The organism is Chitinimonas koreensis (assembly GCF_014353015.1).
Lineage (GTDB): Bacteria > Pseudomonadota > Gammaproteobacteria > Burkholderiales > Chitinimonadaceae > Chitinimonas > Chitinimonas koreensis.
The window spans coordinates 3533538-3545070 of record NZ_CP060704.1 but is presented as its reverse complement, the minus strand read 5'-3'; the positions used below and the strand labels follow the sequence as shown (position 1 = coordinate 3545070).

Below are 11533 nucleotides of genomic sequence, written 5' to 3'. Positions count from 1 at the left end.
CCGGCCATGATCGTCACTTACCCGAACAGCCCCTATCGCCTGCACCAGCCCTTCCCGCCGGCCGGCGACCAGCCGGTCGCGATCGACCAGCTGGTCGAGGGCCTCGAAGACGGCCTGCGCTACCAGACCCTGCTCGGCGTGACCGGCTCGGGCAAGACCTACACCATGGCCAACGTGATCGCCCGCATCGGCCGGCCGGCCATCGTGATGGCGCCCAACAAGACGTTGGCGGCCCAGCTCTACGCCGAATTCCGCGAGTTCTTCCCCGAGAACGCGGTCGAGTACTTCGTCTCCTACTACGACTACTACCAGCCCGAGGCCTACGTCCCGAGCCGCGACCTGTTCATCGAGAAGGATTCGCAGATCAACGAGCACATCGAGCAGATGCGGCTGTCGGCCACCAAGGCGATGCTCGAGCGGCCCGACTGCATCATCGTCGCCACCGTCAGCGCGATCTACGGTATCGGCGATCCGAGCGAATACCACCAGATGATCCTGCACGTGCGCGAGGGCGAGAAGATGCCGCAGGCCGAGCTGGTGAAGCGGCTGGTGCAGATGCAGTACGAGCGCAACGAGATGGATTTCGGCCGCGGCACCTTTCGGGTGCGCGGCGACGTGATCGACGTGTTCCCGGCCGAAAACGCCGACCTGGCGGTGCGCATCGGCATGTTCGACGACGAGATCGAGCAGATCCAGCTGTTCGACCCGCTGACCGGCCACATCCGCCAGCGGCTGGGCCGCTTCACCGTCTACCCGTCGAGCCACTACGTGACGCCGCGCGCCACCGTGATGCGGGCGATGGACACCATCAAGGAAGAGCTGCGGGTACGGCTCGAATTCTTCTACAAGGAACACAAGCTGGTCGAGGCGCAGCGGCTCGACCAGCGCACCAAGTTCGACCTGGAGATGCTGCAGGAGATGGGCTTCTGCAAGGGCATCGAGAACTACTCGCGGCATTTCTCGGGCAAGCCGGCCGGCTCGCCGCCGCCGACGCTGATCGACTACCTGCCGCCGGGCAGCCTGATGTTCCTCGACGAGAGCCACGTGATGATCGGCCAGATCGGCGCCATGTACAAAGGCGACCGCGCGCGCAAGGAGAACCTGGTCGACTACGGCTTCCGCCTGCCTTCGGCGCTGGACAACCGGCCGCTCAAGTTCGAGGAATTCGAGGGCATGATGCCGCAGACGGTCTTCGTCTCGGCCACCCCGGCCGACTACGAGCGCAAGCACCAGGGCCAGGTGGTCGAGCAGCTGGTGCGGCCGACCGGCCTGGTCGACCCGGTGATCGAGGTGCGGCCGGTCGGCACCCAGGTCGACGACCTGATGAGCGAGATCCGCAAGCGCAGCGCGATCGGCGAACGGGTGCTGGTGACCACGCTGACCAAGCGGATGGCCGAGCAGCTGACCGACTACTTCGGCGAGCACGGCATCAAGGTGCGCTACCTGCATTCGGACGTCGACACGGTCGAGCGGGTCGAGATCATCCGCGACCTGCGGCTCGGCGAATTCGACGTGCTGATCGGCATCAACCTGCTGCGCGAGGGCCTGGACATCCCCGAGGTGTCGCTGGTTGCCATCCTCGACGCCGACAAGGAAGGCTTCCTGCGCAGCGAGCGCAGCCTGATCCAGACCATCGGCCGCGCCGCGCGCAACCTCAACGGCACCGCCATCCTCTACGCCGACCGCATTACCGATTCGATGAAGAAGGCGATCGACGAGACCGAGCGGCGCCGCGCCAAGCAGATGGCCTTCAACGAGGAACACGGTATCGTGCCGCGCGGGGTGGTCAAGCGCATCAAGGACATCATCGACGGCGTCTACGACGAGGAAGAGGCCCAGGCCGCGCGGCTGGAGCGCAAGCAGCGGATGATGCTCGAGGAGCTCGACGAGAAGGCGCTGGCCAAGGAGCTCAAGTCGATCGAGAAGGCCATGATGGAAGCGGCCAAGAACCTCGAATTCGAGAAGGCGGCCGAACTGCGCGACCAGCTGCACAAGCTGCGCGAGCGGGTGTTCGGAGCGGCCTGAGGGGGGCCGGCGGGGTAGGGCGCGTCCATTGGCTTGGCTTTAGGACTTGCGCTTTGATTTTCCCTTCTCCCGCGGTGGCCCGGAGGGCCGGATGAGGGCTGGTGGTTTGACGAACCGGCCCTCGCCCAAACCCTCTCCCGTGCACGGGAGAGGGACTTATCGGCACTCCGCGTCGTTTGGGGCTGTCCCCCCTGCTTCTGTAGGTCGGGCTTCATGCCCGGCAGCGCTGTCGGCCAAGGTCGCTGCCGGGCGTAAAGCCCGACCTGCGAATCGTGTTCGGTGCGCCTCGGCCACTCGCGGCTGAAGCCGCTCCTACAGGACGGTTTTCGGCCGGGAATGCCCGTCCAGACCACTCCCGTTCGTCATATTCTTTCGCGCACCTGACTTATCCACAGCGCTCCCGGCCGCGCGTCCGGCCCCGCCGAACCCGCTTTCCCGCCCGCTCCGCCGCCCCGACCCCCGCCAAGTCCAGTCCCCACAAGGGGAATGCGCGAGGTGTTGCGAGCGACCGCCTCGACCACTAGAATTAGTGGTTGAAGCAGTCAGAAAACACTAGATGTTGTGTTTCTTCACATTTTCTACACAGGTTTATGCACACCCCGCGCCGGGCTTTCCGGCGTGAGACTTTTACGGTGCGCAGCCCAGGCCATGCATCGGGCATGCCGCAACGGCGGCTCCAGGCTGGCCAGATAAACGACCGACGGCGTCCTGCGCCATCCGGTCCATCCACTCCGGCGCGTTCCCGGCATCCTCCTGCCGGAACGCGGTCCAAACCAAGTCAGTACAAGGGGATCGAATCGACATGTACACCACCACCGATACCGCCAGCAGCGCCCGCACCAGCTACCCGCACGAGGGCGCCGGCCAGGGCGCGGCCGCGACCCAGCAGGTCGCCGAATACAAGATCATCCGTCGCAACGGCTCGGTCGTTTCGTTCGAACCGATGAAGATCTCGGTCGCCGTCACCAAGGCCTTCCTGGCCACCCACGGCGGCGCGGCGGCCCAATCGGCCTCGGTGCGCGAGACCGTGCAGCGGATCACCGACTCGGTGGTGAACGCCCTGATGCGCCGCAAGCCCGAAGGCGGCGCCATCCATATCGAAGACATCCAGGACCAGGTCGAGCTCGCGCTGATGCGCTCGGGCGAGCACGACGTGGCCCGCGCCTACGTGCTGTACCGCGAACGCCGCCACCAGGAGCGGCTGGCCAAGGGCGAGGCCGACCACGCGCCCGCCGCCGGCATCAACGTCAACGACGACGGCGTCAGCAAGCCGCTCGACGTGGCCCGCCTGCGCGCGCTGGTGCAATCGGCCTGCTCGGGCTTCGAGACCATCACCGACGCCGAGCACATCGTCGGCGAGACGCTGAAGAACCTGTACGACGGCGTGCCGGCCGAGGAAGTGCGCAAGTCCGCCGTGCTGTCCGCCCGCCAGCTGATCGAGAAGGAACCGGCCTACTCGCGCGTGACCGCCCGCCTGCTGCTGCACAGCCTGCGCCGCGAAGTGCTGGGCGAGGAAGTGACGCACGAGGACATGGCGACCCGCTACGCCGAATACTTCCCGACCTTCATCAAGAAGGGCATCGAGGCCGAGCTGCTCGACCCCGAACTGGCCCAGTTCGACCTGGCCCGCCTCGGCGCCGCGATGAAGCACGAGCGCGACTACCAGTTCGACTACCTCGGCCTGCAGACGCTGTTCGACCGCTACTTCCTGCACATCCACGGCACCCGCATCGAACTGCCGCAAGCCTTCTTCATGCGCGTCGCCATGGGCCTGGCGCTGCGCGAGATCGACCGCGAAGCGCGCGCCATCGAGTTCTACAACGTGCTGTCGACCTTCGACTTCATGTCGTCGACCCCGACCCTGTTCAACTCGGGCACGCTGCGCTCGCAGCTCTCCAGCTGCTACCTGACCACCATCGCCGACGACCTCGACGGCATCTACGAGGGCCTCAAGGAAAACGCGCTGCTGAGCAAGTTCGCCGGCGGCCTCGGCAACGACTGGACCCAGGTGCGCGCGCTCGGCAGCCACATCAAGGGCACCAACGGCAAGTCGCAGGGCATCGTCCCCTTCCTCAAGGTGGTGAACGACACCGCCGTGGCGGTGAACCAGGGCGGCAAGCGCAAAGGCGCCGTCTGCGCCTACCTCGAGACCTGGCACGCCGACATCGAGGAATTCCTCGAACTGCGCAAGAACACCGGCGACGACCGCCGCCGCACCCACGACATGAACACGGCCAACTGGATCCCCGACCTGTTCATGAAGCGCGTGATGGAAGGCGCCGACTGGACGCTCTTGAGCCCCAGCGAAGCGCCCGACCTGCACGACCTGTACGGCAAGGAATTCGAGACCGCCTACCTCAAGTACGAAGCCAAGGCCGACCGCGGCGAGCTGCGCGTGTTCAAGCGCATCCCGGCGCTGCAGCTGTGGCGCAAGATGCTGACCATGCTGTTCGAAACCGGCCACCCGTGGTTCACCTTCAAGGACCCGTGCAACATCCGCAGCCCGCAGCAGCACGTCGGCGTGGTGCACTCGTCCAACCTGTGCACCGAGATCACGCTGAACACCAACGACACCGAAATCGCCGTCTGCAACCTCGGCTCGGTCAACCTGGTGAACCACATGGTGCGCGGCGCCGACGGCAAGTACGTGCTCGACGGCGACAAGGTGAAGCGCACGGTCAAGACCGCCATGCGCATGCTCGACAACGTGATCGACATCAACTACTACCCGGTCAAGAAGGCGCGCAACTCCAACCTCAAGCACCGTCCGGTCGGCATGGGCATCATGGGTTTCCAGGACTGCCTGCACCTCCTGGGCACGCCGTACGCCAGCCAGGGCGCGGTCGAGTTCGCCGATACCTCGATGGAAGTGGTCGCCTACCACGCCTACTGGGCCTCGACCGAGCTGGCCGAAGAGCGCGGCAAGTACCCGAGCTACGCCGGCAGCCTGTGGTCGCGCGGCATCCTGCCGCAGGACAGCATCGACCTGCTGGGCGAAGCGCGCGGCGGCTACCTCGAAGTCGACCGTTCGGCCTCGCTCGACTGGACCGAGCTGCGCAGCCGCATCGCCACCTACGGCATGCGCAACAGCAACTGCCTGGCGATCGCCCCGACCGCGACTATCGCCAACATCGTCGGCGTATCGGCCTCGATCGAGCCGAACTACCAGAACATCTTCGTGAAATCGAACCTGTCGGGCGAATTCACGGTGATCAACGAGCACCTGGTGGACGAGCTGAAGACGCGCGGCCTGTGGGACGACGTGATGATCGGCGACATCAAGTACTTCGACGGCTCGCTGGCCCGCATCGACCGCGTGCCGCAGGACATCCGCGACCTCTACGCCACCGCCTTCGAGATCGACCCGAGCTGGTTGGTCGAATGCGCCTCGCGCCGCCAGAAGTGGATCGACCAGGCGCAGAGCCTGAACATCTACATGGCCGGCGCCAGCGGCAAGAAGATGGACGACCTGTACAAGCTGGCGTGGGTGCGCGGCCTGAAGACCACCTACTACCTGCGCACGCTGTCGGCATCGAGCGCCGAGAAGTCGACCGGCCGCGGCGGCGAACTGAACGCCGTGCCGGTGGCCGGCGGTGTGAGCAAGGCTGCGGCGCCGGTGGCGGCCGCCCCGTCGTCGAGCTACGCAGCGGGAGACGGCGCCGCAGAAGGCGCCAAGTTTTGCTCGATCGACAACCCCGAGTGCGAGGCTTGCCAGTAAGGCCCTGTGGGGCTGGCTGCGGCGATTCGTTCGCCTGATCGCCGGCCCCGCCCGAGCCTGAACCAGGCAAACCCGACCGAACGAAGACCGGCCATGGTGGCGCGCTGCGCCGCCATGGCCCCATGCATACAGGAGTTACCCGCCATGCTGTCCTGGGACGACACCCCGCCGCGCCGCAACAGCCGCAAGCCGCCCGCCCGGCCGCACCTCAGCCCGCCGCACCGGTCCAAGCGCAATACAGTTTCGAGAGCGCCCCCGCCGTGGCCGACTACAACACCGCCAGCGTGCAATCGCACAGCAGCAGCCGCGTCAGCGCCGTCGACAAGCGCATCATCAACGGCGGCACCGACGTCAACCAACTGGTGCCGTTCAAGTACAAATGGGCCTGGGAGAAGTACCTGGCCACCTGCGCCAACCACTGGATGCCGCAGGAAATCAACATGCAGCGCGACATCGAGCTGTGGAAGAACCCGAACGGCCTGACCGAGGACGAGCGCCGCGTGGTCAAGCGCAACCTGGGCTTCTTCGTCACCGCCGACAGCCTGGCCGCCAACAACATCGTGCTCGGCACCTACCGCCACATCACCGCGCCCGAATGCCGCCAGTTCCTGCTGCGCCAGGCCTTCGAGGAGGCGATCCACACCCACGCCTACCAGTACATCGTGGAAAGCCTGGGTCTCGATGAAGCCGAGATCTTCAACGCCTACCACGAGATCAAGTCGATCCGCGACAAGGACGACTTCCTGATCCCGTTCATCGACGCGCTGACCAACCCGAACTTCAAGACCGGCACGCCGGCCGCGGACCAGCAGCTGCTCAAGTCGCTGATCGTGTTCGCCTGCATCATGGAAGGCATGTTCTTCTACGTCGGCTTCGTGCAGATCCTGTCGCTGGGCCGCCAGAACAAGATGACCGGCGCGGCCGAGCAATACCAGTACATCCTGCGCGACGAATCGATGCACTGTAACTTCGGCATCGACCTGATCAACACGATCAAGCTCGAGAACCCGCACCTGTGGACCGAGGAATTCAAGCAGAGCCTGGTCGCGCTGTTCCAGAAGGCGGTCGAGCTCGAATACGCCTACGCCGAGGACACCATGCCGCGCGGCGTGCTGGGGCTGAATGCTTCGATGTTCAAGGACTACCTGCGCTTCATCTGCAATCGGCGGATGCAGCAGATTGGGTTGGAGCCGATGTTCCCGGGGGCGACGAATCCGTTCCCTTGGATGAGTGAGATGATTGATTTGAAGAAGGAGAAGAACTTCTTCGAGACGCGGGTGATTGAGTATCAGTCGGGTGGGGCGTTGAGCTGGGATTAAATGTTTGTTCGTCGGGCGACAGATAATTTTTCATTTACGACGCATAATTTTTCATCCGACGACACACAGTTTTCATTCTTTTTAAAGAGGCCCCGCTGTCGCGGGGCTTACTTTTGTCCAGCAATAGCCGTTTGCCATTTCCAACGCATAATATTTTATCGAGGGACGCATGGTGCGCCAGCTGCATGTAATACATGACTTGCCCAATCTGGGAAAATTCAATCAATGAAAATAGGGCTTAAAGTCAAAATGCGGAGAGGTTTGGCATGGATTTTGTAAGTTACAGAAGTAGATTAACTAACTTCCTTCGCGATTGTTTGCATATTAAGCGTCAAAGTAGCCAAGCCCGCTCTTGCAAAGCGATACCTCATGTAAGAAGAAATTTCCTCCTCATGTGAAGATACAATTAGCTGGCGATCATTAAGCTCACAGCGAAGTAAGTCAGTAAGAGAGGCTATGTTAATCTCATCCAGTGATTGAGATGGGTCGTCAATCATTACTATTGGAACTCGGGAATACACTTTATTAAGTGAAAAGAAGAACGCTAAACTAAGCGCAGAAATCTGGCCGGAGCTCATGGAAAGAATTGCATCATGCCCAGAACTCTCGGCAGTAGAAAATCGCAGTTGTTTTCCATCGCGGCTCTCTATAAACAAACCAAGTCCACGCTGGTAGTTTTGTATAAGCCTTCCGCTGTAAATATGAAATATAAGCTCTATCTCGGAAATGGTTTGGTCGGAGTAGGATTTTTCAATCCTAATTAGTTCATTCTTGAGTTTGGTGATTTTTTCTTTGGCTGTTGTTGTGGCCATCCTTACTTTGCGAATGTTATTCAATTCCAAGATGCACTTGTTAAGCTCCTTGCTTTTCGACTCATTTGCTTTTAGGGAGATGTATTTTATTTTCCTATCGATTTCATTTGTCTCTAGAAGGTAGAAATCGCTTTCGCTCTTGAAGGCGTTATTAAGCGTAACTCTCCAATGTTCTGGTAAGGAGGCTAACTCCTGTTTCTTTTTGGAGCGAATTGTGGTGATTAATGTGGCTAGGCGTCTTTCGATCTCCGTCGGATCAACGCTGTATGTGTCTTGAACTATGTAATCGTTAGCTTCAAGTCGGATGATTAACTCTTGAATCTTGCTGATTTTTTCCTTGTGTTTTGTAAGTACTGAGTGCAATTCGGAATCATATGCTGCACTAGCTTTTGATAAATAGTCCCCATTTCGTTCAGCAAGAATTTCTATGGCTTTTGCTATAGTGTTTGAGGTTTCAAGTAGCTTTTTTCCGTCCGAGTTTAATGAGCTTTGAATGGATAAAGCCCTCTCTTCAATTGCATCTAATAGTGCTTGATGGGAGCCCCAGTCTGCTCCGCATAATGGGCAGTCTTTGTCATCTTTGACTAGTTTTTGATGCTCAGCAATAAGGCGCTCTTTTAGTCTTTCAATTTCAGCAGAAGCCGCCGTGCTTGATGTGGTTATCTTAATTAGTTCATCTCGCATTCTGATCTGATCATCAAGGCCTCTAAACTCGCGAGGATCCCAGTCTTGAATGCTTTCAAGTTCAGACAGCTTTATGGTCATCGCCCCCTTCAGTAGAATGCTTTTAGCAGAATTTAATAAATCGAGCGCATTCTTAGTCGTATCTAGTTCGTTCAGTTTGCCAATTGTCTTTCCCAGCTGAGCTACGACTTTCAGTAGCTCATTGTTATGTGCTATATATGATTCAATCTTGTCATTTTCCACTCTGATTTTGATGGCTTGCTTCAGTGGTATAAGCTCGGAAAGATTAAACAACTCGTTGAGATAGGCATCATGTATCTCTTTGGAGTAACTAGGAAATAATTCCTCTTTGTCCCATCCAGGCTGAGTGTCGCTAGTACTGAGCTGCTTATACTCTACGCCTTCTAGCCCTATTTCCAATAAAGTACGGAGAGAGTCACTGGTGCGCACCAGCTCTTGCTCTTTTGTCTCATGTGTCTTTGCTTTTTGGGTAAGTCCGCGCTCTACCTCCTTGCATCTGCTTATGACTGAATTGATTGCGGATGTATTAATTAGTCCCTCGAGCTCATCCTTTCTACGATCGACTTTTGTGGAAAATAAATACTCATTTTGCCCTTGCTCCAGGTAATTCAAGAATGAGTAGTTGGCTTGGAAGTTTTCACCAAATACTTCTTCTATGAAGCTTTCATCTCGAGCATTGTTTTCCGAAAAGTTGCTTGAGCTAAAATCCTCAAGTTGGTAGAGCGAAAATTGCGAGAATTTATCAGCTCTATTTGTATCTGTTCGACGAGCATTTGCGCGGGCATGCCTCGCTAAAACTAACTTTTCTTCATTGCATGTAAACTCCACTTTTATATATAGGTCATGATTGATTGATCTAATATTCCAATATAAGTTGTCTTGGTAATGGAGTTGGTTTAAGACCATTATTTTTGAGAAAAGACGCTTAACTCTCTCGATCTTTCCTGTGAATAGCAGTTCAAGTGCATCAAAAATACTGGTCTTGCCAAATCCATTGGGGCCATCCAGTGTTAGAAGTGATGCGCTATCTACATTCAAGCTTAGCTTTTTGAAAGCTTTAAAGCTTGCAATTTCAATTCGAGATATTTTCCAGTTCATGATTAACCAATGTCTCTATTAGGGTTTGAATTTCTAAATCGCGCTGAATTAATTCATACTGAGTCGTCAATTCCGAGTTGTCAACCGCTTCCTGTGCCTGAATTTTCAGCGGAACCAGTTCGCGCTTTTTGAATGGAAGTTGCAGGAAAGGCAACTTTATAAAAATTTTTGCTGCGATACTGTAAATTGACGGTGCCAAAGGGTCGCTTTTATATTCGTCGAATTTTTGTTTGTCAGATATCGTTTTTATGATGTCTGTGTAGCTTAGGTTATTTGTAATTTCCTCTTCGGATGCACTGTAATATAAGACGTATTTTTTATAGTGGTATGGATCTTCTTCGATGGAAAATATTGCATCCTCGATGGTTTTGAAGTCTGAAAGAGATTTAAGTTTGACGATGCATATCAAGTCACAGTTTTTTCTGAAGGCTGAATTGTTTAAAAAACTTTTTGGTGCATTCTGCGTAATTTCTATATTTAGCTCTTCAGGGCTTGGTAATTTTTCCATTTGGTGTAGGATGGAAAACCTGACGGATTCGCCATTCTCGCGAATATAGTATTGCGTCAACTCTCCCTTATCGATCAAAGAGAAGTGATTCTCTTCAAGGGCGGCATGTATTATATTACTGAGCATTTAGTTTTCTCTCGGCGTCATTTTTTGTAAGAACACTTATGTTAAGTGCTTTCGTTATTCGGTTTTCTCTGTTATCTTCTTTTGCAATTTTTTCAGGATCTACATTTACTGTTATTCCGGAGTCTATCGAAAAGGATTTCGCTGCGTGGCATGCAATTAAATTGCTGTATTCAAATAATATTTTTACCAGCGTTTCGTTGTTTGATAATTGATGCCTTATGTGCTCTGCGCATCTCTGACCTTCTTTATCGTTATTTATTGATATTGCCGTGGGTAAGTAAAATATTTTCTGATCATCTTTATAATGAGGTAGCTCACTAAAAATTGGTTCCACGCAAAGTGTATTGATGAGTTCGGAGTAGCGTTCGATATCCATTTGTTGAATTTTTGAGAAGTTCTCCGATGGTTTGACTATCTGACATAAGCGTTTTAAGTCATCTGATTCCAGCTTCTGTATATAATCAAACAAATCTCGTGCTCTCTGATATTGAACATCAGTCATTGATGGTAGGGCGTCGTCTAGCATCATCTCTAGGTGATCATAGAGTTCTTTCCGTAATTCAACGGCGAAGTACTCAACGTCAGTATATGGATTGTGATTTAGTAAGTCATTTATTATTTCGGTTGAACTAATTCTGCATTTATATGCGGCTTCATTTTCGGGCACGCCTTCAACTTGGTTTTTCTTGTGAATTTCTATGGCCTTTGAGTTGATCTTCTCTGACATCAAGCAGTAATTTAGCTTTACATTGTTTTCGCTTACTATTGAGTCCTTGTTTTTCTTGTTGCAGAATTCTTTAATTTTATTGATGATTAGCTGTTCTATTTCGCCAAGGCCGCAGTATTTTTTCTTGCCATATTCATAGAATTTGACAGTTTCTTTGCTGGTGGCGGTAAAATCAGAGGTGTCATCTATCTCTACGGAGATGTGAAAATACCGTTGAGTGCCTTGAATCCTATCACCAGATATTTCCCCTGATTTCTCTAGAGCTTTTTCGTATATTGAACGATAGTTCCCAACTTTAGCTTTTACTTGGTGAGTTGAAACTAATTTGTTTCTTTTGTAGATCGCAAAGTCATCGGTGCTATCTAGCTGCAGCTCAAAGTCCAGATCGCCTTCGTTCATAAGTGTCAGACTATGATATAGAGCAACTTTCCCTTGGTAGACAAAGCCACTCCAAGAGGAAATCGCACTTCCAGGGTAATTTTCTTCGCTCACTAA

The 11533-nt window shown here is 55.2% G+C and carries 6 protein-coding genes; 3 read left to right on the top strand and 3 right to left on the bottom strand.

The genetic code is table 11. The features are described from left to right. The first annotated feature begins 6 nt into the window (after positions 1-6). From uvrB to H9L41_RS14615, 3 genes are all read left to right on the top strand, one after another. The gene (gene uvrB, locus H9L41_RS14625) at positions 7-2025 is read left to right on the top strand and encodes an excinuclease ABC subunit UvrB (RefSeq protein ID WP_028444442.1); all 2019 of its coding nucleotides are present in this window, start codon (positions 7-9) and stop codon (positions 2023-2025) included. Positions 2026-2827: 802 nt separating this feature from the next. Beyond that, positions 2828-5743, top strand: coding sequence for a ribonucleoside-diphosphate reductase subunit alpha (locus H9L41_RS14620; protein ID WP_051318631.1), 2916 nt, complete (start codon positions 2828-2830; stop codon positions 5741-5743). Between the two features lie 260 nt (positions 5744-6003). Next, entirely contained in the window at positions 6004-7062 is a 1059-nt protein-coding gene (locus H9L41_RS14615; RefSeq protein ID WP_308419520.1) for a ribonucleotide-diphosphate reductase subunit beta, read from the top strand. Positions 7063-7355: 293 nt separating this feature from the next. Here the strand turns inward: H9L41_RS14615 and H9L41_RS14610 are convergent, their stop codons facing one another. From H9L41_RS14610 to H9L41_RS14600, 3 genes are read right to left on the bottom strand one after another with little or no spacing between them, the layout of a single operon-like run. Then, positions 7356-9677, bottom strand: a complete 2322-nt coding sequence (locus tag H9L41_RS14610) for an AAA family ATPase (protein ID WP_034605927.1) — start codon at positions 9675-9677, stop codon at positions 7356-7358. Further along, a complete protein-coding gene (locus tag H9L41_RS14605) occupies positions 9652-10311 on the bottom strand; it encodes an ABC-three component system middle component 1 (protein WP_051318630.1) in 660 nt (219 codons plus the stop codon). Before H9L41_RS14605 ends, H9L41_RS14610 begins: the two co-directional genes overlap by 26 nt. Beyond that, positions 10301-11530, bottom strand: a complete 1230-nt coding sequence (locus H9L41_RS14600; RefSeq protein ID WP_034605847.1) for an ABC-three component system protein — start codon at positions 11528-11530, stop codon at positions 10301-10303. Before H9L41_RS14600 ends, H9L41_RS14605 begins: the two co-directional genes overlap by 11 nt. Positions 11531-11533: the final 3 nt, after the last annotated feature.